Annotated in this window: 25 protein-coding genes and 3 pseudogenes; 26 read left to right on the forward strand and 2 right to left on the reverse strand. The window is 36.8% G+C overall.

The genetic code is table 11. The annotated features are described in order from the left end of the window. The first annotated feature begins 10 nt into the window (after positions 1–10). Both nikC and AC0L8O_RS06080 read left to right on the forward strand, forming a co-directional pair. Positions 11–911 (forward strand): annotated as a pseudogene (gene nikC, locus AC0L8O_RS06075) (nickel transporter permease). A 159-nt stretch (positions 912–1,070) separates the two neighbouring features. Further along, a pseudogene (locus AC0L8O_RS06080) lies at positions 1,071–1,957 on the forward strand (patatin-like phospholipase family protein). On the opposite strand, the gene AC0L8O_RS06085 reads toward AC0L8O_RS06080, so the two are convergent. Then, complete coding sequence (locus AC0L8O_RS06085) at positions 1,954–2,334, reverse strand: SA1362 family protein (protein ID WP_026558835.1); 381 nt, start codon at positions 2,332–2,334, stop codon at positions 1,954–1,956. The pseudogene AC0L8O_RS06080 and the gene AC0L8O_RS06085 sit on opposite strands and share 4 nt — an antisense overlap. Positions 2,335–2,378: 44 nt before the next feature. Then, positions 2,379–3,326, reverse strand: a complete 948-nt coding sequence (locus tag AC0L8O_RS06090) for a DUF1385 domain-containing protein (RefSeq protein WP_264144358.1) — start codon at positions 3,324–3,326, stop codon at positions 2,379–2,381. A gap of 452 nt (positions 3,327–3,778) precedes the next feature. Here AC0L8O_RS06090 and AC0L8O_RS06095 point away from each other — a divergent pair, with 452 nt between their 5' ends. The 24 genes and pseudogenes from AC0L8O_RS06095 (at position 3,779) to ahrC (ending at position 23,315) form a co-directional block, all read left to right on the forward strand. Further along, the gene (locus tag AC0L8O_RS06095) at positions 3,779–4,228 is read left to right on the forward strand and encodes a YqhR family membrane protein (RefSeq protein WP_473448695.1); all 450 of its coding nucleotides are present in this window, start codon (positions 3,779–3,781) and stop codon (positions 4,226–4,228) included. A 233-nt stretch (positions 4,229–4,461) separates the two neighbouring features. Further along, positions 4,462–4,905: a type II 3-dehydroquinate dehydratase gene (gene aroQ / locus AC0L8O_RS06100; RefSeq protein ID WP_473446978.1), complete on the forward strand. Its 444-nt coding sequence runs from the start codon at positions 4,462–4,464 to the stop codon at positions 4,903–4,905. Beyond that, a complete protein-coding gene (locus AC0L8O_RS06105) occupies positions 4,902–5,963 on the forward strand; it encodes a M24 family metallopeptidase (protein ID WP_473446979.1) in 1,062 nt (353 codons plus the stop codon). The genes aroQ and AC0L8O_RS06105 overlap by 4 nt, the downstream gene beginning before the upstream one ends. Positions 5,964–6,055: 92 nt before the next feature. Beyond that, positions 6,056–6,613 (forward strand): elongation factor P, encoded by a 558-nt coding sequence (gene efp, locus AC0L8O_RS06110; protein ID WP_078432637.1) that lies wholly within the window; start codon positions 6,056–6,058, stop codon positions 6,611–6,613. Between the two features lie 199 nt (positions 6,614–6,812). Beyond that, on the forward strand, positions 6,813–7,094 hold the full coding sequence (locus AC0L8O_RS06115) for a YqhV family protein (protein WP_078432638.1): 282 nt from the start codon (positions 6,813–6,815) through the stop codon (positions 7,092–7,094). 105 nt (positions 7,095–7,199) lie between these two features. After that, positions 7,200–8,117 (forward strand): stage III sporulation protein AA, encoded by a 918-nt coding sequence (gene spoIIIAA, locus AC0L8O_RS06120; RefSeq protein ID WP_473446980.1) that lies wholly within the window; start codon positions 7,200–7,202, stop codon positions 8,115–8,117. Beyond that, positions 8,118–8,633 carry a stage III sporulation protein SpoIIIAB gene (spoIIIAB, locus tag AC0L8O_RS06125; protein ID WP_473446981.1) on the forward strand — a complete coding sequence of 172 codons (516 nt, stop codon included), beginning with the start codon at positions 8,118–8,120 and terminating at the stop codon, positions 8,631–8,633. Positions 8,634–8,652: 19 nt separating this feature from the next. Further along, positions 8,653–8,859: a stage III sporulation protein AC gene (gene spoIIIAC / locus AC0L8O_RS06130; RefSeq protein WP_026558844.1), complete on the forward strand. Its 207-nt coding sequence runs from the start codon at positions 8,653–8,655 to the stop codon at positions 8,857–8,859. A gap of 7 nt (positions 8,860–8,866) precedes the next feature. After that, positions 8,867–9,265 (forward strand): stage III sporulation protein AD, encoded by a 399-nt coding sequence (gene spoIIIAD / locus AC0L8O_RS06135; RefSeq protein ID WP_026558845.1) that lies wholly within the window; start codon positions 8,867–8,869, stop codon positions 9,263–9,265. Between the two features lie 68 nt (positions 9,266–9,333). Next, positions 9,334–10,545 (forward strand): stage III sporulation protein AE, encoded by a 1,212-nt coding sequence (gene spoIIIAE, locus AC0L8O_RS06140; protein ID WP_026558846.1) that lies wholly within the window; start codon positions 9,334–9,336, stop codon positions 10,543–10,545. Positions 10,546–10,560: 15 nt separating this feature from the next. Then, complete coding sequence (gene spoIIIAF / locus AC0L8O_RS06145; protein ID WP_473446982.1) at positions 10,561–11,202, forward strand: stage III sporulation protein AF; 642 nt, start codon at positions 10,561–10,563, stop codon at positions 11,200–11,202. Then, positions 11,203–11,862, forward strand: coding sequence for a stage III sporulation protein AG (gene spoIIIAG, locus AC0L8O_RS06150; protein WP_473446983.1), 660 nt, complete (start codon positions 11,203–11,205; stop codon positions 11,860–11,862). Beyond that, positions 11,863–12,582 carry a SpoIIIAH-like family protein gene (locus tag AC0L8O_RS06155; RefSeq protein ID WP_473446984.1) on the forward strand — a complete coding sequence of 240 codons (720 nt, stop codon included), beginning with the start codon at positions 11,863–11,865 and terminating at the stop codon, positions 12,580–12,582. A 271-nt stretch (positions 12,583–12,853) separates the two neighbouring features. Then, positions 12,854–13,357 (forward strand): acetyl-CoA carboxylase biotin carboxyl carrier protein, encoded by a 504-nt coding sequence (gene accB / locus AC0L8O_RS06160; protein ID WP_473446985.1) that lies wholly within the window; start codon positions 12,854–12,856, stop codon positions 13,355–13,357. A gap of 12 nt (positions 13,358–13,369) precedes the next feature. Continuing rightward, entirely contained in the window at positions 13,370–14,722 is a 1,353-nt protein-coding gene (gene accC / locus AC0L8O_RS06165; protein WP_473448698.1) for an acetyl-CoA carboxylase biotin carboxylase subunit, read from the forward strand. Positions 14,723–14,770: 48 nt separating this feature from the next. Next, positions 14,771–15,154: an Asp23/Gls24 family envelope stress response protein gene (locus tag AC0L8O_RS06170; RefSeq protein WP_473448700.1), complete on the forward strand. Its 384-nt coding sequence runs from the start codon at positions 14,771–14,773 to the stop codon at positions 15,152–15,154. A 568-nt stretch (positions 15,155–15,722) separates the two neighbouring features. Further along, positions 15,723–16,109, forward strand: coding sequence for a transcription antitermination factor NusB (gene nusB / locus AC0L8O_RS06175; RefSeq protein ID WP_473446986.1), 387 nt, complete (start codon positions 15,723–15,725; stop codon positions 16,107–16,109). A gap of 24 nt (positions 16,110–16,133) precedes the next feature. Beyond that, the gene (locus tag AC0L8O_RS06180; RefSeq protein ID WP_473446987.1) at positions 16,134–16,991 is read left to right on the forward strand and encodes a bifunctional 5,10-methylenetetrahydrofolate dehydrogenase/5,10-methenyltetrahydrofolate cyclohydrolase; all 858 of its coding nucleotides are present in this window, start codon (positions 16,134–16,136) and stop codon (positions 16,989–16,991) included. Between the two features lie 96 nt (positions 16,992–17,087). After that, positions 17,088–18,440 carry an exodeoxyribonuclease VII large subunit gene (gene xseA / locus AC0L8O_RS06185; protein WP_473446988.1) on the forward strand — a complete coding sequence of 451 codons (1,353 nt, stop codon included), beginning with the start codon at positions 17,088–17,090 and terminating at the stop codon, positions 18,438–18,440. Further along, complete coding sequence (locus tag AC0L8O_RS06190) at positions 18,433–18,687, forward strand: exodeoxyribonuclease VII small subunit (RefSeq protein ID WP_026558856.1); 255 nt, start codon at positions 18,433–18,435, stop codon at positions 18,685–18,687. The genes xseA and AC0L8O_RS06190 overlap by 8 nt, the downstream gene beginning before the upstream one ends. After that, positions 18,684–19,568, forward strand: coding sequence for a polyprenyl synthetase family protein (locus tag AC0L8O_RS06195; protein ID WP_473446989.1), 885 nt, complete (start codon positions 18,684–18,686; stop codon positions 19,566–19,568). The genes AC0L8O_RS06190 and AC0L8O_RS06195 overlap by 4 nt, the downstream gene beginning before the upstream one ends. A 327-nt stretch (positions 19,569–19,895) precedes the next feature. Then, positions 19,896–21,798 (forward strand): annotated as a pseudogene (dxs, locus tag AC0L8O_RS06200) (1-deoxy-D-xylulose-5-phosphate synthase). After that, a complete protein-coding gene (locus AC0L8O_RS06205; RefSeq protein ID WP_473446990.1) occupies positions 21,795–22,643 on the forward strand; it encodes a TlyA family RNA methyltransferase in 849 nt (282 codons plus the stop codon). The pseudogene dxs and the gene AC0L8O_RS06205 overlap by 4 nt, the downstream one beginning before the upstream one ends. 222 nt (positions 22,644–22,865) lie before the next feature. After that, positions 22,866–23,315, forward strand: coding sequence for a transcriptional regulator AhrC/ArgR (ahrC, locus tag AC0L8O_RS06210; protein WP_026558860.1), 450 nt, complete (start codon positions 22,866–22,868; stop codon positions 23,313–23,315). The last annotated feature ends 30 nt before the right edge of the window (positions 23,316–23,345 follow it).

Consider the following 23,345-nt stretch of genomic DNA (forward strand, 5'->3'; position numbering starts at 1 on the left):
GGGGATATCAATGGCAGAGGTTGCGAAAAATAAACCTCATACTTTGAATAAGTTAGCAGAAGAACAGGTTACACCACCATGGAAAGAGGCGTGGCAAACCTTTTGTAAAAATAAATTAGCCTTAGTTGGATTAGGACTTGTGATTTTTTTCCTTATCCTGGCATTACTAGCCCCTATTATTGCTCCATATGGTTTTAAAGACCAAGAACTGTCTAAACGATTACTAGCCCCGTCTAATGAACACTGGTTTGGGACTGACGATTTTGGTAGAGACATTTTTTCCCGCGTTCTTTACGGTGCAAGAATATCTCTATGGGTCGGTTTCTTTTCAGTATTAGGGTCTGCGATAATTGGTACGTTTCTTGGTATTATTGCAGGTTATTACGGAAAATGGGTTGATACAATCATCTCAAGGATATTTGATATTATGTTAGCATTTCCTAGTATATTGCTAGCTATTGCAGTTGTAGCTATTCTTGGACCATCCTTGCAAAATGCACTAATTGCAATCGCTATCATTAATATTCCGAATTTTGGTCGACTTGTACGATCAAAAGTACTGAGTGTCAAACAGGAGGAATACATAATGGCAGCAAAAGCAATAGGGATGCGGGACAATAGAATTCTTTTTCGGCATATTTTACCGAACAGTATGACACCAATTATTGTGCAGGGGACATTAGCCATTGCAACAGCTATTATTGAAGCAGCAGCACTTGGTTTCCTCGGCTTAGGAGCTCAAGCGCCAAATCCGGAATGGGGAAAAATGTTATCAGATTCAAAGCAATACCTTATGCAAGGCTCCTTGGACCTTGTTCTTTCCAGGTTTAGCCATTATGCTAACCGTTTTAGGTTTTAATTTAATGGGAGATGGATTACGAGATGTTCTGGATCCAAAAATGAAACAGTAGAAAAATTACAGATTATTATTTTAAAAAAACTCCAAGTTGCGGGAGTTTTTTATTTTTTCCTTCAAGTAATATCGAAACCAAATTGCTTTCTAATGATAATTCGATTGGTCTATTTTTCCACCCCATCTCTTACACTATAAAGGAGGAAGGTGAGGAGATATGCAAATTGATGGAGTATTTTCAGGTGGCGGAATAAAGGGATTTGCTCTAATTGGAGCATATGAGGCGATTGAAAAGAGCGGGTTCGAGTTTAAACGTCTTGCAGGTACAAGTGCAGGATCTATCATTTGTGCGTTTGTCATGGCTGGTTATAAAAGTGATGAAATTTTAGAAATGATGGACGAATTAGACCTGAAAATGTTATTAGATGCCCGAAAATCATTTCTACCGCTCCCATTTACAAAATGGATTTCACTCTATTGGAATTTGGGTTTATATCGTGGAGTCAAACTGGAAGAGTGGATCTGTCAAAAGTTAAAAAACAAAGGGATTTCTACATTTGCGGATTTGCCGGTAGGAAGTTTAAGAGTGGTTGCCTCAGATTTAACAAATGGTCGTTTAATCGTGTTGCCTGATGATCTTCTTAAATATGGAATCGAACCATTATCTTTTTCAGTTGCAAAAGCAGTGAGAATGAGCTGCAGTCTCCCTTATTTTTTTGAACCTGTAAAACTAACAACGTCAAAAGGGGTTAATATCTTTGTTGACGGTGGTGTACTTAGTAACTTTCCAATTTGGCTTTTCCAGCAAAAAAGTAAACATGTCAAAAAAAGGCCTGTTCTAGGTATAAAATTGAGTTCTAGTGAACAGGAAAGACCCGCTAAAGAAATTCATAATGCAATTGATATGTTTAATGCTCTATTTGAAACAATGAAAGATGCACATGATAGCAGACATATTTCCAAACGACATGAAAAAGATATTGTGTTTATTCCTGTTGAAAACATTGTCACAACAGAATTCGAAATAAATGAACAAAAAAAACTAGCTCTAATAGAGCTAGGTCGAAGACGAACAAACGAATTTTTAAAAAATGGTCGTATTAGAAAAATGCTCGGTTTTTCTTTTTTCCTTTCTTTCCTTCAATCACTGTTAAATGTGAAGGTTGTTGCTTTTTCTTTTTAATAGCAGAGGCTTTTTTTGTTTTCTTTACTTGAGATATGTTTCGAACATTTGAACCTTTATTGCTTCGGTCGTCAAAACGTCTTTTGGATTGTTTCGCAGCTTTTAAATAGGAAGATTGCTCTTTTCCCATTTTTCTTCTAGAAACTAATCGATAAATAAGGTAAATTAACCCGGCGATTGCTGCATAGATTGCAATTTGTTTTAAAAGCCATAGAGGCTCTGACACGAGGGTTGTGACAAAACCTATTACTCCTAATAAAATAATAACCATGACGATCCAATTAGTACGACGAGTCATCCTGACCACCTCCAAGAAAAGATACCAATCAAAATACGCTCAAATTACACGATTTGCTCTGCGGATGTCTGAGTCTCTTTTTCCATCCGAAGAAGTTCATTAAAACTTGCGATTGCTACTTCAACTTGGTCATTTGTAGGTTCTTTTGTCGTTAAGAGTTGTAACCACAAACCAGGATACCCTAAAAATCGCAAAACCGGAATGTGGCGAACCTTATTTGTGAGCTGTAGTACTTCGAAAGAAATACCAAGTACGACAGGTATTAAAGCCAAGCGGTTTACGATTCTTAACCATAATGGATCTGTCGGAACAAGTGTGTAAACAAAAACACCAACAATGACAGTAAAGAGAATAAAGCTACTGCCGCATCTGTAATGTAATCGTGATTGGCTTTGAACATTTTCAACTGTTAACTCTAGATTGTTTTCGTATGTGTTAATTACTTTATGCTCTGCCCCGTGGTATTGAAACACGCGTCTAATCAAAGGTGTAAATGAGATAGCATATATGTATGCTAAAAGTAACGCGAGTTTGAAAGCACCTTCTATGAGAATTTGCCCGAAATCCGAAGAGATAAGGGGACGGAAAAATTCTGCTAAGAAAACAGGTAAAAGCGTAAAGATAACTTTACCAAAGAAAAAGGAAAGAACCCCTACTGCTGCAATGCCGAGCCACATTGTTAATTTTGAATCACTTTTCTTTTGTTCTTCAATCATCTGCTCGTCATCCGCCGGATCAACTTCAAAGCGCTCAGTAGCGAAATTCAAGTGCTTAGACCCATTAGCACTTGCCTCGATGATCGCGACAATTCCCCGTAAAAAAGGAATCTTTTTCAAAGAAGATAACGTTTTCTGATTTTTCCTAGGTAGATGGAAATAATCAATGGAGTTATCTGTTCGACGAATGGCTGTTACGTAGTGGTGTTTTCCACCAAACATAACGCCTTCGATAACAGCTTGCCCACCATATGCAGGTTTTTTTTCATTTGCCATGTGACACCAACCTATCTAATTCTTATTATGGAAGTAAACAATGTTTAATCAGAGTTTAGCTATTATCTCTATAATACAGAATTTAGAAAGAAACCTCTACAGTGATGTTTAGAAATAAACATTATAAGAGCCAGCAATTTACAAGGGACGATTAAACTGTTTATTTGGATGGTAATAATGGACAAATGATCGTGATTTTTCCTTTTTCTAACGTTTAGTTTAAACGTATTGTTGGAAATTATTCCTATACTAACATTATACCCACGCTTTTTTTTACTAGACATGATTGGGGTGAAAAAAGTGTAAATTTTAACCATAAGATCTATAAGGAAACATGCATACGCAAAAATTGGACATAGTAAGAATGGAGGTGTTGGAAATTGGCAGATAAAGAAGAAGATAAAAAGAAAAAAGATCAACCAGATTTAGAGCAGAATAAAAAGGAAGAACCGATGTCTGTGATGGGGAAGTCGATTGTAACTGGATTTATTGGAGGAGTTTTTTGGAGTGCATTGGCCTATCTAGCTTACATTTTGAATTTCACAGAAGTAAGTCCTAACCTGATATTACAACCGTTCGCATTAGGGAATTGGAAAGATGGCGTTGTTGGTAATATGATAAGTATTATTATTATAGGATTAATTTCGATTGGAGCAGCATTAGTGTATTATGCAATCTTAAGACGTTTCGATGGCGTATGGCTTGGTCTAGCTTACGGAGTCGCATTGTGGGCACTGGTATTTTTTGTTCTGAATCCAATTTTTCCAAATGTAGAAACTGTTCTAGAACTATCTCGTGGAACTATAGTAACAACAATATGTCTTTATATATTGTACGGGGTGTTTATCGGATACTCGATATCCTTTGATTATAAAGAATTCAATACCAGGTTAGAAAGCTAAGGAAATCAATAGCTTGATATGGTAGAATGTTCATGTGATGAACATTCTTTTTTATACGATCAAAAAGTATATAAATTTAGGATGATAGTATAAGAAAAACTAAGGCTTTCGCTATTAGGACTTGGCGACAATCCAAGTTTTTCTAATGTAATTTAAAACGTATCTAATAATATAAGTGCACATCACATTTAGGCACAACATCCTTGCTTATGAAAAGAGGTGTAAAATCATATATGAGAGTATTAGTAATAAATGGACCGAATTTAAATCGATTAGGTGTACGTGAACCAGGAGTTTACGGGTCAAATACATTAACAGATCTTGAAAAGGAGCTCTTAACATTTGGTGAAAAGCTCAACTGTGAAGTGACTTGTTTTCAATCAAATCATGAAGGTGATTTAATTGACGCAATTCATGAAGCGGATGAACAGTATGATGGCATTGTGATCAATCCTGGTGCTTTTACACATTATAGTTATGCCATTCGGGATGCAATTGCGAGCATCACTGTTCCAGTTATTGAAGTCCATATCTCAAATGTTCATGCAAGAGAGGAATTCCGCCATACATCAGTGACAGCTCCCGTTACAGCCGGTCAAATTATTGGGTTAGGATTTAAAGGGTATGAATTAGCCATTCTTGCATTAAAAGACAAGATAGGAGGCAGTAGAACATGAAATTAGAAAACATTCGCAAACGATTTAAAGAGTTATCTATTGAAGGGCTTGTTATAACAAGTAGTTACAATAGAAGATATATGACAGGTTTTACAGGAACAGCTGGAATAGCTGTTATTTCTGAAGAGAAAGCTGTGTTTATCACAGATTTCCGTTATACAGAACAAGCGGCAAAAGAGATAGATGGCTTTGAAATTGTCCAACATACGGGTCCTATTGTTGAGGAAGTTGCAACTCAAGTTGATAAAATGGGAATTAAGAGATTGGGATTTGAGCAAGATCATGTTACATATCAAACATATACAGCGTATAAAAATGCCTTGAAAAATACAGAGTTTATCCCGGTATCAGGTGCAGTAGAAAAGTTACGCTTGATAAAGTCTCCTTCAGAGCTTAAGATATTAAAGGAAGCGGCAGAGATTGCTGATGCTGCGTATAAACATATTCTTACTTTTGTCAAACCTGGATTAAAGGAGATCGAGGTAGCGAATGAGCTCGAATTTTTTATGAGAAAAAACGAAGCTGTTTCTTCATCTTTTGATATCATCGTAGCGTCAGGGTATCGTTCCGCATTACCACATGGCGTAGCAAGTGAAAAAGAAATTGAAAAAGGTGATTTTGTCACACTTGATTTTGGTGCATACTACAAAGGGTACTGCTCAGACATTACGAGAACGTTTGCTGTTGGTGAACCGAGTGATGAACTGAAAAATATATACTCTGTAGTACTTGAAGCACAATTGCGCGGAATGAATGGTATCAAACCTGGAATGACAGGCAAGCAAGCGGACGCTTTGACTCGAGATTACATAAAAGAAAAAGGCTATGGTGAGTATTTTGGTCATTCAACAGGACATGGTCTTGGAATGGAAGTACATGAAGGGCCTGCTTTATCTTTTAGATCTGATACAATTCTAGAACCAGGGATGGTTGTGACCGTTGAACCAGGTATTTATGTAGCTGGTCTTGGCGGGGTGAGAATTGAAGACGATACAGTCATTACGGATAATGGTAATGAGTCTTTAACACATTCGCCAAAAGATCTTATTATTTTATAATAGGGAAGACATGTTCTTTACATATAAGAATGAGGTTATGAGTGAAATGCTCACGTTTCCTTATTTATTTACCAACTTAGGAGGACTATTTCATGATTTCAGTAAATGATTTTCGTACAGGATTAACAATTGAGGTGGACAACGGCATTTGGCGTGTGATGGATTTCCAACATGTGAAACCTGGGAAAGGTGCTGCATTTGTTCGTTCAAAATTACGTAATCTACGTACTGGAGCGGTTCAAGAAAAAACATTTCGTGCGGGTGAAAAAGTAGCGAAAGCTCAAATCGAAACTCGTAGAATGCAATATCTTTATGCAAATGGTGATCAGCATGCATTCATGGATACAGAAACATATGATCAAATTGAATTACCATCATCTCAAATTGAGTATGAATTGAAATTCCTTAAAGAAAATATGGAAGTTCAAATTATGATGTTTGGTACAGAAACACTCGGTGTAGAGCTTCCAAACACTGTTGAGTTGGAAGTAACAGACACTGAGCCTGGTATTAAAGGTGATACAGCTTCAGGCGGTTCTAAACCAGCTACCCTTGAAACAGGTTTAACTGTACAAGTACCATTCTTTATTAACCAAGGTGATCGTTTACTTATTAATACAACTGAAGGTAGTTACGTATCACGTGCGTAATGATTTTATTGAAAAAAAGATGCTGCTTTTTTAGCATCTTTTTTTATTGCCTTCTTCCTTTATCCCCAAAATAAATAGCCATGTAACAAACCTCATGATAGAAATTCATTCATTTTGTTTTTATCTTCTTCCATCTTTTCTGTCTAAAATACTTATCTTTGGCATATGGTGTACAAACTTATGCTTTTAGGAGGACAACATGAAACGTTTATTTTCACATATTGATTCAACAGTATTCGCAATGGCAGGTCTTCGTTTTTTATCAGCAGGAATTGAATTAACAGCTGCAATTTTAATGTTGGTTTTTAATGATGTAAAAAAAGCAGTAACGATTAATTCATTATTGGCAATTGTTGGTCCGGTTATTTTTATTGTAACGATGACTATAGGGATTTTTCATATTGCCGATCAACTGTCTTATGCAAAACTGCTATTTATTGGATTAGGTGTTTTTTTTATCCTCTTTGGAATCTACAAATAGAGGAATAACCATATGTTTCACAATAAATCTCCGGGCTTTTATGTCATGAATGTGGTCAAGCATGCATAGATTAAAGTAACGAATAGGTTAATAGGAGGAAGCGGTATGAAAGAGTTGCTAGAAATGCTTCCGGAATCAATAAGAAAAGAAATCTTAAAGCTTCATCCTGCAAGTTTGTCTCGAGTAGAAGAAATTCGTATTCGTATCCTGAAAAAGGTTGAAGTCATCATAGCCGGGAAACCCATTTTTCTCTCATCGATGACAACATATGAAGATTCAATCAATCTATTAAACGAGCTAAGCCATTATTCAATTTATACATTAGAGGATGAATTGAAAAAGGGCTATATCACAGTTCGGGGTGGTCACCGTGTCGGGTTAGCAGGTCGGGTGATTACAGAAAATGGACGAGTTAAAGTGATACGTGATGTTACATCTTTTAATATTCGAATTGCAAGAGAGAAGCTGGGAATTGCGGAACCATTTGTTTCATATGTCTATCATCAAAAGTGGTTAAATACCCTTATTATTGGTCCACCACAAACTGGAAAAACCACTTTGTTGCGGGATTTTGCCCGATTAATTAGCAGCGGCTATCAACATATTCCTTCAAGAAAAGTCGGGATTGTTGATGAGCGATCTGAAATAGCAGGAAGTGTTAAGGGGGTACCACAGCACAGATTAGGAGATAGAGTGGATGTCCTTGATGCATGCCCTAAAGCTGAGGGAATGATGATGCTGATCAGATCGATGAGTCCGGACGTACTTGTGGTTGATGAAATAGGTACTGCTGAAGATGCGGAAGCTGTTTTAGAAGCTGTACATGCAGGTGTTCAGTTATTTGTTACTGTTCATGGATATAAAGCTAGTGAATTAATGAATCGACCAAGCATCAGATCGTTGGTAGAGGCAAATGTTTTTGACCGGTATCTTGAATTATCAAGAAGAGATGGTCCAGGAACTGTCCAGCAAATCCTAAATCATCAAGGTAAACACTTACTAAAAGAAGGAAGTGTGTCGTAAATGATCAAATGGATGGGTGCGTTCCTCATCATTATTGCTACAACTTGGGCCGGGTTTGAGGCAGCAAAGCATTTAAGTCAGCGAACAAGACAACTACGTCAGCTAAAAGTTGCCCTTCAATCCTTGGAGGCAGAGATTATGTATGGTCATACCTCGCTTATTGTGGCAACACAGAATATTTCAAAACAGCTTCCGAAGCCATTATCAGGCTTTTTTGAACAGTTTGCTGAGAAGCTATTAAAAGGACACACAAGTGTAAAGGGTGCATGGGAGGAAAGTTTAAAGGAGATATGGCGCTTAACAGCTTTTAAACAAGGAGAATATGAAGTGTTAAAACAATTTGGTGAAACGCTTGGTCAGCATGATCGGGTTTCACAGCAAAAGCATATTAGACTCGCACTTACCCATTTAGAAAGAGAAGAAGCAGATGCTATTGATCGACAAAACCGATATGAACGCATGGTCAAAAGCTTGGGAGTCTTAACGGGGTTGTTATTAGTCATTTTATTGATGTAGGTGAAAGGGAGTTGTCGCAATGGGCGTAGATATAAACACCATTTTTCAAATTGCGGGGATAGGAATCGTCGTTGCATTCCTTCACACAATTTTAGATCAAATGGGCAAGAAGGAGTATGCACAATGGGTCACATTAATTGGCTTCATCTATATTTTGTTTATGGTGGCATCTATTGTAGATGATTTATTTAAAAAGATTAAATCAGTCTTTCTTTTTCAAGGGTAAGGGGGCGATTTTTATCGAGATCATCCAAATTGTCGGACTAGGATTAATTGCAACCTTTCTTGCCCTGATCGTGAAGGAGCAAAAACCTACTTTTGCATTTATGCTTGTTGTATTTGTTGGATGTGTGATTTTTCTTTTTTTAATTGATCAAGTGTATGAAATTGTCCGAATGGTTGAACGGATTGCTCTGAATGCCAATGTAAATTTGATTTATGTTGAAACAATCCTAAAAATAATCGGCATCGCTTATATAGCAGAGTTTGGTGCGCAAATTACAAAAGACGCAGGACAAGGTGCCATTGCTTCTAAGATTGAATTAGGAGGAAAAATTCTAATTCTTACCATGGCTATCCCAATTTTAACGGTTATCATTGAGACGGTTCTAGGGATGATACCAGGAACATAATTCATTCTTATCAAGAAGTGTGGTTTTAATGAAGAGAGAAAGAAGCTGAATAAGCTGGAGGTGTGTGAATGCGGCAAATACTTACTTTCGTATTCTTTGTTTCTATTTTTCTAGTAGTCCCGATAAATGTACAAGCCTCCACGACTCCACAGCAAACATCAGAAGAAGCCAATTCGGATTTGGAAATAAATGCCGAGACCTTTGTTAATGAACAGGTTGAAAATCTCGAAATCTCAGATATCAAAACCTATTGGGATGAGGTAATGACAAAATACGGAGGATTTTTACCTGAAAGTCAAAAAGGTAGTCTTCTTCAATTCCTAAATGGTGAAAAAGAACTTTCTTTTCAAGAATGGATAAAAGCTTTTTTGAAATTTATGTTTCATGAATTAATAGCGAATGGAAAATTACTGGGTACACTTATTTTACTAACAATTTTCAGTATGCTTTTGCAGTTATTGCAAAATGCTTTCAATCAAAGTGCTGTAAGCAAAGTGGCATATGCTTTGGTTTATATGGTGTTAATCATTATTGCCCTAAATAGTTTTCATGTGGCCATTGAGTATACAAATGAAGCGATCCATGCTATGACGAACTTTATTTTGGCACTGATTCCACTTTTATTAGCATTAATGGCTTCTTCAGGTGGACTAGCCTCGGCAGCATTTTTTCATCCTGTCATCATTTTTCTTATGAATACAAGCGGTCTATTGATTCAGAATGTTGTGTTGCCGCTATTATTTTTATCTGCCCTTTTGAATATTGTAAGCACACTAACAGATCAATATAAAGTCACCCAGCTTGCTAACTTGTTAAGGAATATAAGCATTGGTTTATTAGCATCTTTTCTTACGATTTTTCTAGGTGTCATATCTGTCCAGGGAGCCTCGGCGGCTGTAACAGACGGAATTACGATCCGAACGGCAAAATTTATTACGGGAAATTTTATTCCTGTCCTGGGAAGAATGTTTACAGATGCTACGGACACAGTGATCAGTGCATCTGTTTTACTGAAAAACACGGTTGGCGTACTTGGAGTAGCGGTCCTGTTATTTATTGTCGCTTTCCCTGCCATTAAAGTATTATCTCTTGCATTAATCTATAAGTTTGCAGCAGCAATCCTACAACCACTTGGCGGTGGACCTGTCATTTCCTGTTTAGACATCATTAGTAAAAGTGTTATTTATATATTTGCTGCATTGGCTATTGTGTCGTTAATGTTTTTCTTAAGTTTAACAGTTATTATCGCTGCCAGTAATTTAACAATCATGATGCGTTAAAAGGGAGGAGATAAAGTGTCGTTTCTAACAGAATGGATAACAAATATCATTGTTTTTATTTTACTGGCCGTCGTTATCGACCTTTTATTACCAAATTCCTCTATGCAAAAATACGCAAAAATGGTCATTAGTTTACTGTTAATCATTGTCATTATCAATCCGATTTTTAAAATTTTTTCTACAGATATGAATGACGTACTAGCGGAATTCAATCTTCAAGCGGTTTCAGAAGATGAAAACGGAAAAAATTTAATAGAATTTCAGAAAAAAGAAATACAAGCCTCACAACGTGCATATATTTTAGAACAAATGGCTGTCCAAATGAAAACGATGGCAGAAGAGGAGCTGGTGCAAAACTATGATGTGATGATTGAATCAATCCTTCTTTCCGAATCAGAAAATGTAGGAGACATTGCCTCTCAAAAGGATTTGCAACATATCCAGGTAATCTTAAAACCAAATGAAGCAACAGAAGTAGCAGGGGATGGAACAGTGGAAGTTATTGAGCCGGTTAATATTGATACATCTAAAGACATAACAAAAAATGAAACTGTAGATAAAATTCATACAGAAGTAATCGCAGCCTCGTTAGCAAAAATTTGGGAAGTCGAAGAAGAAAAAATCACATTGGATCTGGAAAGGGGGAGGAGTCATTAAATGAGCAATAAAGAAAGCTTTATAGATAAACTTAAAGCCATTCTTGGTCAGTCAAACTCGAAGAAACCATCAAAATATCATTATTTTATTCTAGTGTTTGTTCTAGGAGTTGCCTTTATGCTAGTAAGCAATCTTTTTACAAGTAGTCCTGAACAATCACATAATTCAATCCAAACATCCGCTAATACCTCAGCAAATGAAGAAACTGAGGTATTCAAACAGACAAATGGTGAAAAGACTGACTCCATCTCTGATTATGAAGCTGAATATGAGAATCAATTAAAGGAAGTGCTAGAAACAATATCAGGAGTTGGTGAGGTACATGTCGTTGTAAATGTGGATTCCACCTCAAAGAAGATTGTTGAAAAAAACACCGTCACGCAGAGCCAAACAACTACAGAGACAGATCGTGAGGGTGGTAAACGTGAAGTAGAGGATTCTTCAAAAGATGAACAAGTTGTCATTATCCAAGATGGCGAAAAAGAGGCACCCATTGTCATTCAAACTAAAAAGCCTGAGATTCGCGGTGTCTTAGTCGTTGCCGGTGGTGCAGACAACATTCACATAAAACAGACCATTGTAGAATCGGTTACGAGAGTGCTGGGAGTACCCAGCCACCGAGTAGCTGTAGCATCGAAAAAAATGAAGGAGGATGAATAGATGATGTTGAAAAAGCAAACGGTTTGGTTATTAACAATGCTAAGTTTAGTGGTGGTATTATCTGTATATTATGTTACTTCTCCGGAGGGTGGATCAAGTAATGTTGTTATGACTGGTGACGATCAAAAAGTGAGTGAAAATGCAAAAACTGAGGATGGTCAGGAGGTAGCGAAAGAAGAGGGGACAGATGCTGAAAATGCTGAAGCTACTGAATCAACAGAAGATTCAGAAGCAACAGAGGAATCCCAAGCTAATGACACAGATGAAACAGCAGAAAAAACTGAAGGTACTGAAGCTGGTGAAGAAGGTGAAGTACAGACTGAAGAGTTAGAAGATGGAACTGTTATCTCAAGCTCCAGTGTTTCAAGTGATGAGTTATTTACTGAACTTCGTATGCAATTAGATGATCAACGAAATGAGTTAAAAGAGCAATTACAAACGATCGTTGCAAGTAATGATGCATCTGCAACAGAGAAAAGCGACGCTTATGATGAAATGGAAGCATTGAATGATGCAGCAAGAAAGGAAATGCTACTTGAAACATTAATTAAATCAAAAGGATTTGACGATGCACTTGTACGTGCGGATGGGAATAATGTGAAAATTACTGTAAAAGCAAAAGAGCATAATGCATCTTCGGCTAACCAAATCATGACACTTGTAAGAGATGAAATGGAGAATATGGAAGATGTTATTGTAACTTTCGAGCCTGCTCAATAAAGATGGTATAATAGGAAGGGTCAATCCGTAAAGGGTTGATCCTTTTCCTGTTCTATCCATATTCTTCAAATTTTTATGTAAAAAGATCATCCAATAAGAAAAATATTCTCGCTCCTTCTGTAGAATTGCTCATAAATGGGAAGAATTAATGTTGAATTTCTTCTATTATGTATCGTAAGATGGTATTATGGGACTAAGTTTTAGTACTAGATTATAAAATAAAAGATCATGAGTTTTACCATGGTCACATGAATTAAAGGGGTGCTTAAGCATGCTAAAGATCCAGGAAATCAGAGAAATTATTAAATTAATTGATCATTCCTCTATTAATGAATTTACATTTGAACAAGATGGTTCAAAAATAAAAATGAAAAAACAAACAAATGAGGTAGAAACAGTTCTACGTAATGTAGTGGCTGCACCACCAGCTGAAGCTGTTCAAGTGCAGCAGGTAGAAACACAAGCTGTACCTGCACAACCAGCAACACTTGAGGTGGCCGCACCGAAAGAGGAGTCAAAAGTAGATACTGCAAATTTACATAAAATTACGTCTCCAATGGTTGGGACATTCTATGCAGCTTCATCTCCGGAGGCAGGAAATTATGTTGAAGTTGGCTCTAAAGTAACAAATGATTCTGTTGTTTGTATCGTAGAAGCGATGAAGCTTTTTAATGAAATCGAAGCAGAAGTAAAAGGTGAGATTGTTGAAATACTCGCAGAAAATGGACAACTTGTTGAGTACGGTCAACCTCTATTCCTTGTAAAGCCTGAGTAAGGAGCTAAAATGATGATTAAGAAATTATTAATAGCCAATCGTGGCGAGATTGCTGTTCGAATAATCCGAGCATGTAAAGAGCTTGATATTGAAACAGTTGCTGTTTTTTCAGAAGCTGACAGAGAAGCCCTGCATGTACAGTTAGCTGACGAAGCTTATTGTATTGGGCCAACAGCTTCAAAAGACAGCTATTTAAACTTTACGAATATTATTAGCGTAGCTAAGCTAACGGAAAGTGATGCGATACACCCCGGATACGGCTTTTTAGCAGAAAATGCCGACTTTGCTGAGCTTTGTAAAGAATGCAATATTATCTTCGTAGGCCCTAGTGCTGACGCAATTTCGAAAATGGGAACAAAAGATGTTGCAAGGGAAACGATGCGTCAAGCCGGTGTTCCGATTGTCCCGGGCTCAAAAGGAATTATTGAGAATATTGATGAAGCGAAAAAATTAGCCAATGATATGGGATATCCTGTTATAATTAAAGCAACTGCTGGCGGAGGAGGTAAAGGTATCCGTGTTGCTCAAGACGAGCAGGCACTTATAAAAGGAATCGAAATTACCCAGCAAGAGGCAGCAACTGCGTTTGGCAATCCTGGAGTGTATATTGAAAAATACATTGAAGATTTCCGTCACGTAGAGATTCAGGTGTTAGCTGATACCCATGGTAATACAATACATCTAGGTGAACGTGATTGTTCAATTCAACGTAGACTTCAAAAATTAATTGAAGAAACACCATCACCAGCTCTTGACGAGGATATTCGTTCGCAAATGGGAGAAGCGGCAGTTAAGGCAGCGGAAGCTGTTCAATATACTGGTGCAGGAACAGTTGAATTCATTTTTGACCATGTAAATAAGAAATATTATTTTATGGAAATGAATACACGAATCCAAGTTGAACATCCAGTAACTGAAATGGTAACGGGTATAGACTTAATTAAAGAGCAAATTAAAGTAGCTTCCGGTGAGAAATTATCTGTATCACAAGAGGAAGTAACATTTAATGGCTGGTCTATTGAGTGTCGTATTAATGCAGAAAATCCAGAAAAGAATTTTATGCCGTCTCCAGGAAGAATTGAGATGTACTTACCTCCGGGAGGTTTGGGTGTAAGAGTGGATTCAGCAGCATATCCCGGATATTCAATTCCGCCATATTATGATTCGATGATTGCAAAACTAATAACATATGGTGCTACCAGAGAAGAAGCAATCTCTCGAATGAAACGTGCATTAAGTGAATTTGTGATAGAAGGTGTTTCTACTACAATTCCATTCCATTTGAGACTTCTTGATCACGAAAAGTTTGTTAGTGGAGAGTTTAATACAAAATTTTTAGAACTGCATAAAGTGATGGAATCATAAAAATACACGGAGGTGCGATTCTTGAAAGAGACAAATAATGTATTAGAAATGAATCCTGAGAATAATGGTTTAGGTAAAGTTGAAATTGCTCCGGAAGTAATTGAAGTGATTGCAGGTATTGCTGCTTCTGAAATTGAAGGAGTTGCTTCAATGCGAGGCAATTTTGCAGCAGGGGTTGTAGAACGTCTGGGAAAGAAAAACCATGGTAAAGGTGTAAAAGTTGATTTAACTGACGCAGGAATCATTATCGACGTATATTGCGTGATGATCTTTGGTGTATCAATACCGACTGTTGCTCAAAAAATCCAAGATAATATTCGTCAAGCATTATTGAATATGACAGCATTAGAAGTGAATGAAGTGAATATTCACGTTGTGGGTGTTCAATTTGAAACAAAAACTCAAGATGTTGAAGTAGATCAAGAAATGTAGATAATGAGGAAACTAATGATCAAGAAAACCAAGGGTTATACCTTTGGTTTCTTTTTTGTGTAAGAACAGATAGTATAAGAAAAACTAAGGCACTCGACATAAGGACTTGGCGATAAGCCAAGTTTTTCTTATCGTCTAGGAAATGACGGTGGATAAGTGCGAGACATCCAGCTCCAGCGCCTAGCCCCGAAGCACAGGACGTGCAAGTGCAGCCATTGCGACAGGATGTCGCGTTATTGACTGCCTCTAGGGTCTAGCCACAAAGGAATTGAAGACAAAGAACGTTTTCTATTCCTTTGCGTCTTATTTGCCCGAGGCTGATCAACAAGGCGCTTGCGCTTTTGTTCTTACATAGTATTTAGTTAAATTGGTTTATAGTATAGTTATCACTGGTTATATTGTTAATAGGATATATTTAAACAAACAACGAATGTTTATTTGGATAAAAGCCTTTTCATTCGGGATATAACAAAAAACATATGAAATTACGAATGAATCTACTAGTTAGATATGGTATGATCACTTTATGACATTCGACATTTTTAAACATTAAAGGAGCAAGTATAGAATGAAGCGTAGAACAGCAAGGGAAAAGGCATTGCAGGCACTATTTCAAGTGAATGTTAGCCAAACAGACCCAAATGAAGCAATTGAGCATGCGTTGGAAGAGGAACGATCAGACGCATTTTTGAACCAGCTCGTATTCGGAACAATAGAGCATCAGAAGGAATTGGATGAACTTATTGCGCCACACCTTGTTAACTGGACAATTGAGCGTTTAGCAAATATCGATAAAACGATATTACGTATGGCTGCTTATGAACTGAAATTTGCAGAAGATGTTCCCGCAAATGTAGCGATTGATGAAGCTGTTGAATTAGCTAAGGCATTTGGTGATGACCATTCAAGTAAGTTTGTTAATGGTGTACTTTCTAAAATTAAACAAAATCTATAGAGATAACTTTAGGAGGAATTAGGAATGGCTGCAACAATCATTGATGGTAAAGAATTATCAAAAACAAAAAGAAGTGAGCTGGCGGTAGAGGTAGAACAAATTAAGGCAAGGGGATTACTACCAAAGCTCGTTGTTATTTTAGTAGGAGATAACCCTGCATCTGTTTCTTACATCAGAGGAAAGCAAAAAGCTGCTGAAGAAATCGGTGTTGGATTTAAGTTGGAACACTTCCCTGAGTCTCTAAGTGAAAATGAACTTCTTGATGTTATTGAGAGCTATAATAACAATAATGAATATCACGGGATTTTAGTTCAACTTCCATTACCGGGACATATTAATGAAACAGCTGTTGTAGAAAAAATATCACCTTTAAAAGATGTTGATGGCTTCCACCCAATCAATATCGGTAGAATGATGACTGGGCAAGATACATTTTTACCATGTACACCTGCAGGTATTGTTGAAATGATCAAATCAGTGGGTGTTGAAATAGCCGGAAAAAATGTGGTAGTAGTTGGAAGAAGTAATATTGTTGGTAAACCAGTAGGTCAATTACTGTTAAACGAACATGCAACAGTTACTTATTGCCATTCAAAAACAAAAGATTTAACTTCTTTTACAAAAGAAGCGGATATTTTGGTTGCAGCTGTTGGACGAGCTAATTTTATTAAAGGGAACCAAATCAAACGTGGAGCAGTCGTCATTGATGTTGGTGTAAATCGATTAGATACTGGGAAATTGGTTGGAGATGTAGTATTTGATGAGGCAAAGGATGTTGCTAGTTTCTTAACACCTGTTCCAGGGGGAGTAGGTCCAATGACGATCACAATGCTTGCCCATAATACTGTACAATCAGCAAAAAATTACTTGGAAAGCAAATAAGCCTTCTATTAATTAAAAAAGTTCAGGGCGGAATGAGGCTTAGCATTCTGTCCTTAACTTTTTTTGGATCTATATGATTGGAAAGGAGGCAATTATATGAGTGAACCTAGGCATGTGACAGTTACAGCACTTACAAAATATATAAAACGTAAATTTGATGTTGATCCTCATTTGACTGATATATGGATTAAAGGAGAAATTTCAAATTTTAATCTTCATAGTCGGGGACATATGTACTTTACGCTAAAAGATGAAAAAGCAAGAATCCAAGCTGTGATGTTTGCTGGAGCTAATAAGTCCTTGAAATTTAAGCCTGGAAACGGCATGAAGGTTCTATTACGTGGTGAAATCACTGTATATGAACAAAGTGGCGGATATCAAGTATATGTTAAAGAGATGCAGCCGGATGGGATCGGCAGTCTTTATTTGGCTTATGAAGAATTAAAGAAAAAGCTTCAGCAAGAAGGTCTTTTTGAAGAAAAATATAAAAAATCAATTCCAAGATATCCTAATGAAGTCGGGGTTATCACTTCTCCAACTGGAGCGGCGATTCGTGATATTTTAACAACAATAAATAGAAGATATCCAATGGCTAAGGTTATATTAATTCCAGCGCTTGTTCAAGGTGTTCAAGCAGGTCCGTCTGTTGCTAAAGCAATAAAAATGGCAAACCGATTAGGAACCCTTGATGTGTTAATTGTTGGTCGGGGTGGGGGATCAATTGAGGAATTATGGGCATTTAATGAAGAAATAGTTGCTCGTGAGATATTCTCTTCACAAGTGCCGATCATTTCAGCAGTTGGACATGAAACAGATTTTACAATTGCAGATTTTGTAGCTGATTTACGAGCACCCACACCTACAGGTGCTGCAGAGATGGCTGTCCCACATTCTACAGAATTATTAGAAAGAATTTTAGAACGAAAGAACCGATTAACAAGAGCAATGACGGAAAAATTGAGTGTGCAAAGGGAAAAACTGAATCATTACAGGACCTCCTATGCATTTCGATATCCTAAACAGCTCTACTTGCAAAAGGAACAACAGCTTGACAACATAATTGATCGATTGCATAAAGAAGGAGAAAGAGTGATCCTTCGTAAAAAAGAAACGTATACATATATTAAAAACCGACTTGAAAAAGTTCATCCAAAGGATCAAGTAAAACGCTCGAATGAAGCGTATGAGACTTTATTGAAGAAGCTCAACAGGGAAATGTCATCCATCATCACACATAAACATTCGCAATTTCATGCTACAATTGATAAACTAAATGCATTAAGTCCGTTAAAAATTATGGAGCGCGGGTATAGCTTGGTTTACCAAGAAGATAAGCTGATCAAAAGCGTAAATCAAATTTCTAAAGGTCAAGTACTAAAGGTGCAATTAAAAGATGGACAACTTGATTGTGAAGTTCAGGGAATAGAGGAGCGTACGATTCATGAGTAATGAAAAACAAAGTAAAGATGAAGAATTATCATTCGAACAGGCCATGCAACAGCTCGAGGAGATTGTTGGAAAGCTTGAAGAAGGTGATGTTCCGTTAGAAAAAGCAATCGAATATTTTCAAAATGGTATGGAACTTTCAAAGCTTTGTCATGATAAGCTGCAGCATGTTGAAAAACAGATGGATTATATATTACGCGAAGATGGTGAATTAAAGCCGTTTGAGCTTCAGGAGGAAGAAAAATCGTGAAAATAAATGTGAACGATTTTCTAATCTCTCGAAAAAAGAAAATAGAAGAAGCTCTGCCGCTATTCATTAATGATTTATCTACACCTCAATCAATTAAAGAATCAATGCTTTATTCATTAAAAGCAGGTGGGAAGCGCTTACGACCAGTGTTGGTTTTGGCTTTACTTCATACGTATAAAAAGCCTGAGGACATAGGAATTGCGACTGCATGTGCTATTGAAATGATTCATACATACTCATTAGTCCATGATGACTTACCTTGTATGGATGATGATGATTTAAGAAGAGGAAAGCCGACTAATCATAAAGTATTCGGAGAAGCGGTTGCCGTTTTAGCAGGTGATGGTTTATTAACACAGAGTTTTTCTCTGATCGTTGATGATCCTGCTGTAAAAGCTGAGAATAAGTTAAGACTAGTATCCGAACTTGTTAAAGCAGCTGGTGCAGAAGGAATGGTTGGTGGACAAGTTGCAGATATGGAAGGCGAAGCAAAAAGTCTAAGTCTTGAAGAACTTCAATACATCCATGAAAATAAAACGGCTAAATTATTAGGCTTTAGTATTCTTGCTGGAGCAATCTTAGCAGAAGCGCCAGAAGAAGATATTAAAAAACTAAGAGAATTTTCATATCATATTGGAATTGCGTTCCAAATAAGAGATGATATTTTGGATATTGAGGGCAGTCAAGATAAGCTTGGGAAGCCTGTAGGATCAGATACGCTTAATGAAAAAACTACATATCCTTCCATTCTTTCAATGCAGGGAGCTAAGGAAAAACTTCAAGATCATATTAAGCAAGCAAAAGAATTGCTTCGGCACCTATCAACAAAGACCGAATTATTGGAACAGTTTTGTGATTTAATTGCCAAAAGAGACCATTAATTTATGATGTAACATCTAACCGTTTTCCATCTGGAGACGGTTTTCTTATTAGTTGTTTCTTTACCTGTAATGACGGGTAAACCATATATAAAAAGATGTATAAATGATCTTTGTATATAATAGTGATCTTGGTTATGTTATACATAAAACATTGTAATTAGTGCTTTTTTATGGTAAGTTTTTTTTGCTTACTAAAAGTCATCATAAACAATTGTTTTAAAAATATTTTAACCTTGGTGATTTATACGTTAAAATAGATAGATAAGAATATAATAGAACTAAAGTATAGAGTAGAGAAGTAAACTGAATTGAAAGTGAGTGATCCATTTGGATCTTCTATCCATTAAAGACCCAAGCTTTTTGAAAAAATTATCAAATAATGAACTTGAACAATTAAGTGCGGACATTCGAAAATTTCTAATAGAAAAATTATCTGGAACAGGTGGACATATTGGTCCAAACCTGGGTGTCGTTGAATTAACGATTGCACTTCATAAAGTATTTAACAGTCCAAAAGACAAATTTATTTGGGATGTTGGTCATCAATCGTATGTACATAAAATCCTAACTGGACGAGCTGGTGATTTTGATACATTACGTCAATATAAAGGGTTATCGGGTTTTCCGAAGCGTGATGAAAGCCCTCATGATGTATGGGAAACCGGTCATAGCTCTACATCATTATCCGCTGCAATGGGGATGGTCATTGCAAGAGATATTAAACAAACGAAAGAGCATATTATCCCAATAATCGGAGATGGTGCATTAACCGGCGGAATGGCACTGGAAGCTCTTAACCACATTGGACATGAACAAAAGGATGTTATTGTGGTCCTGAATGATAATGAAATGTCTATAGCGCCGAACGTTGGTGCTCTTCATAATGTACTTGGCAGACTTAGAACAGCAGGGAAGTATCATTGGGTAAAAGATGAGCTCGAATATCTATTAAAGAAGATTCCAGCCGTGGGCGGAAAGCTTGCTTCAACAGCTGAGCGTGTAAAAGACAGCTTAAAATATATGCTTGTCTCTGGAATCTTTTTTGAAGAATTAGGGTTTACTTATTTAGGGCCTGTAGATGGTCATAATTATGATAATTTGTTTGAAAATCTTCAATACGCCAAAAAAACATCAGTGCCCTGTACTACTCCATGTTATTACAAAAAAGGGAAAAGGATATAAGCCTGCTGAGTCAGATACAATCGGAACTTGGCATGGAACGGGCCCTTACAAAATTGAAACAGGTGATTTTGTAAAACCAAAGGTCATCGGGCCTGCTTGGAGTAAATTAGTAAGTGATACCGTTCAAAAAGTGGCACGGGAAGATAATCGTGTAGTAGCCATTACACCGGCAATGCCTGTTGGATCTAAACTTGAAGCTTTCGCAGAAGAATTCCCGGACCGAATGTTTGATGTTGGAATTGCTGAGCAGCATGCTACAACAATGGCTGCAGGTTTAGCAACGCAAAATATGAAGCCGTTCTTGGCGATCTATTCCACCTTCCTTCAAAGGGCTTACGACCAAGTGCTTCATGATATTTGCCGCCAAAATTTAAATGTTTTTATAGGTATTGATCGTTCCGGACTTGTAGGTGCTGATGGAGAAACACATCAAGGTGTATTTGATATTGCCTTCTTAAGACATTTACCAAATATGGTCATAATGATGGCAAAAGATGAAAATGAAGGTCAACATTTAGTTAATACTGCATTAAAATATGAGGATGGACCAATTGCACTTCGATATGCAAGAGGAAACGGAATTGGAGTACCTATGGATGAAGAGCTTAAAGTGATTCCAATTGGAACGTGGGAAGTGTTAAAAGAAGGACGAGATGCAGTTATCCTTACATTTGGAACAACAATTGAAATGGCGATGGAAGCAGCAGATAAATTAGCTGAACAAGGAAAGTCTGTTCGCGTAGTGAATGCTCGTTTTATTAAACCTTTAGATGAAAAAATGCTTCATAAAGTATTCGCTGAAGAGATTCCAATTTTAACGATTGAAGAAGCCGTTTTACAAGGAGGATTTGGAAGTTCAATCCTTGAATTTGCCCAAGAGCATAATTACACTCAAACGATTATTTCTCGTATTGGAATTCCTGACAAATTTATTGAACATGGAAGTGTTTCAAAATTACTTGAAGAAATAGGAATGACAACAGATCAGGTTGTAGACAAATTGATGACATTGTTACCTGAACAAGAGAAAAGAGTCCTACGATCATGAGTAATAAAAAGGAAAGACTAGATATCCTTCTAGTTGAAAATGGATTGTTTGAAACAAGAGAAAAAGCAAAACGTGCTATTATGGCAGGTGTAGTATACGGTAATGAAATGCGGCTTGATAAGCCTGGTGAAAAAGTATCGCGGGATTTAGTACTAACAGTTAAAGGACAAACTCTTCCATACGTTAGTCGTGGAGGATTAAAATTAGAAAAAGCAATAAATGAATTTAATGTTAATGTTCAAGATAAAATTATGATTGATATCGGATCTTCTACAGGAGGATTTACAGACTGCGCCCTGCAGAATGGAGCAAAACTGTCATATGCACTTGATGTTGGCTATAATCAACTAGCATGGAAATTACGTCAAGATGATCGTGTGGTTGTAATGGAAAGAACAAACTTTCGTTACGTAACACCTTCTGATTTTCAAGAAGGAATGCCGGAATTTGCATCAATTGATGTTTCGTTTATATCATTACGATTAATTTTCCCTGTTTTAAAAACAATTCTATGTCCTGAGAGTGATGTAGTTGCTTTAATTAAGCCGCAATTCGAGGCAGGGAAAGAGTTCGTTGGAAAAAAAGGGATTGTTCGAGATCCTTCAGTTCATGAATTTGTCTTAAAAGAAATGCTGGCTTTTGTATTGAAGCAGGGATACGATGTTTATAATCTCTCGTACTCACCTATTACAGGCGGGGATGGCAATATCGAGTTTCTTCTTCACTTAAGATGGGAAGGAAGTCAAGCGGAAGGGACAAATTATCTTGAAAAAACGGAAAGACAAATTGTCGATGAGGCACATTCAAAATTAAAAGAAAAGAAACAAACTGAAAAACAGGAGTAGCAGGATCGCTATTTCTGTTTTTTTAATGAAAGAATAGTCTGTATATTCATGCAAAATTTAGGCTTGGTCTTACATCCATTATCTTTCATATGTTTTATTTTATGCACTTTTTCAGTGTGTGTTTGAATAAATCTGTACAATTAAAGGGATTTAATATAAGATAAAAGGTATAAACATACAGAGATAAATTGGTTTGCAGCAATGAAAAAAGGGGTGCCTAAGATGAATAAAGGACAAAGACATATAAAAATACGTGAAATTATCACGAATAATGATATTGAAACACAAGATGAATTAGTTGATTTATTAAAAGGAATGGGCTTTAATGTTACACAAGCCACCGTTTCTCGTGATATAAAAGAGCTTCACTTGGTGAAGGTTCCCATGTTGGATGGCCGTTATAAGTATAGTTTACCAGCAGATCAGCGTTTTAATCCGTTACAAAAGTTGAAAAGGGCGCTTATGGATGCTTTTGTAAAAATTGATTCAGCAGGACATATGCTTGTCATGAAAACACTGCCAGGTAACGCTAATGCTATCGGAGCACTAATTGATAATCTTGATTGGGATGAAGTACTAGGTACAATTTGTGGTGATGATACGATTCTGATTATATGTAGAACACCGCTTGATACCGAGAACATTACACAGAGATTTTTAGATATGCTTTAATTAAAAGAATAAATATAAGAGGTGGATTCT

Source organism: Metabacillus sp. KJ11-3 (assembly GCF_055808295.1).

Excerpts from the sequence above, each read along its gene's own strand:
- AC0L8O_RS06085 (WP_026558835.1), bottom strand. The coding sequence starts at position 2,334 with ATGACTCGTCGTACTAATTGGATCGTCATGGTTATTATTTTATTAGGA.
- AC0L8O_RS06090 (WP_264144358.1), bottom strand. The coding sequence starts at position 3,326 with ATGGCAAATGAAAAAAAACCTGCATATGGTGGGCAAGCTGTTATCGAA.
- AC0L8O_RS06095 (WP_473448695.1), top strand. The coding sequence starts at position 3,779 with ATGTCTGTGATGGGGAAGTCGATTGTAACTGGATTTATTGGAGGAGTT.
- aroQ (WP_473446978.1), top strand. The coding sequence starts at position 4,462 with ATGAGAGTATTAGTAATAAATGGACCGAATTTAAATCGATTAGGTGTA.
- AC0L8O_RS06105 (WP_473446979.1), top strand. The coding sequence starts at position 4,902 with ATGAAATTAGAAAACATTCGCAAACGATTTAAAGAGTTATCTATTGAA.
- efp (WP_078432637.1), top strand. The coding sequence starts at position 6,056 with ATGATTTCAGTAAATGATTTTCGTACAGGATTAACAATTGAGGTGGAC.
- AC0L8O_RS06115 (WP_078432638.1), top strand. The coding sequence starts at position 6,813 with ATGAAACGTTTATTTTCACATATTGATTCAACAGTATTCGCAATGGCA.
- spoIIIAA (WP_473446980.1), top strand. The coding sequence starts at position 7,200 with ATGAAAGAGTTGCTAGAAATGCTTCCGGAATCAATAAGAAAAGAAATC.
- spoIIIAB (WP_473446981.1), top strand. The coding sequence starts at position 8,118 with ATGATCAAATGGATGGGTGCGTTCCTCATCATTATTGCTACAACTTGG.
- spoIIIAC (WP_026558844.1), top strand. The coding sequence starts at position 8,653 with ATGGGCGTAGATATAAACACCATTTTTCAAATTGCGGGGATAGGAATC.
- spoIIIAE (WP_026558846.1), top strand. The coding sequence starts at position 9,334 with ATGCGGCAAATACTTACTTTCGTATTCTTTGTTTCTATTTTTCTAGTA.
- spoIIIAG (WP_473446983.1), top strand. The coding sequence starts at position 11,203 with ATGAGCAATAAAGAAAGCTTTATAGATAAACTTAAAGCCATTCTTGGT.
- AC0L8O_RS06155 (WP_473446984.1), top strand. The coding sequence starts at position 11,863 with ATGATGTTGAAAAAGCAAACGGTTTGGTTATTAACAATGCTAAGTTTA.
- accB (WP_473446985.1), top strand. The coding sequence starts at position 12,854 with ATGCTAAAGATCCAGGAAATCAGAGAAATTATTAAATTAATTGATCAT.
- accC (WP_473448698.1), top strand. The coding sequence starts at position 13,370 with ATGATTAAGAAATTATTAATAGCCAATCGTGGCGAGATTGCTGTTCGA.
- AC0L8O_RS06170 (WP_473448700.1), top strand. The coding sequence starts at position 14,771 with ATGAATCCTGAGAATAATGGTTTAGGTAAAGTTGAAATTGCTCCGGAA.
- nusB (WP_473446986.1), top strand. The coding sequence starts at position 15,723 with ATGAAGCGTAGAACAGCAAGGGAAAAGGCATTGCAGGCACTATTTCAA.
- AC0L8O_RS06180 (WP_473446987.1), top strand. The coding sequence starts at position 16,134 with ATGGCTGCAACAATCATTGATGGTAAAGAATTATCAAAAACAAAAAGA.
- xseA (WP_473446988.1), top strand. The coding sequence starts at position 17,088 with ATGAGTGAACCTAGGCATGTGACAGTTACAGCACTTACAAAATATATA.
- AC0L8O_RS06190 (WP_026558856.1), top strand. The coding sequence starts at position 18,433 with ATGAGTAATGAAAAACAAAGTAAAGATGAAGAATTATCATTCGAACAG.
- AC0L8O_RS06205 (WP_473446990.1), top strand. The coding sequence starts at position 21,795 with ATGAGTAATAAAAAGGAAAGACTAGATATCCTTCTAGTTGAAAATGGA.
- ahrC (WP_026558860.1), top strand. The coding sequence starts at position 22,866 with ATGAATAAAGGACAAAGACATATAAAAATACGTGAAATTATCACGAAT.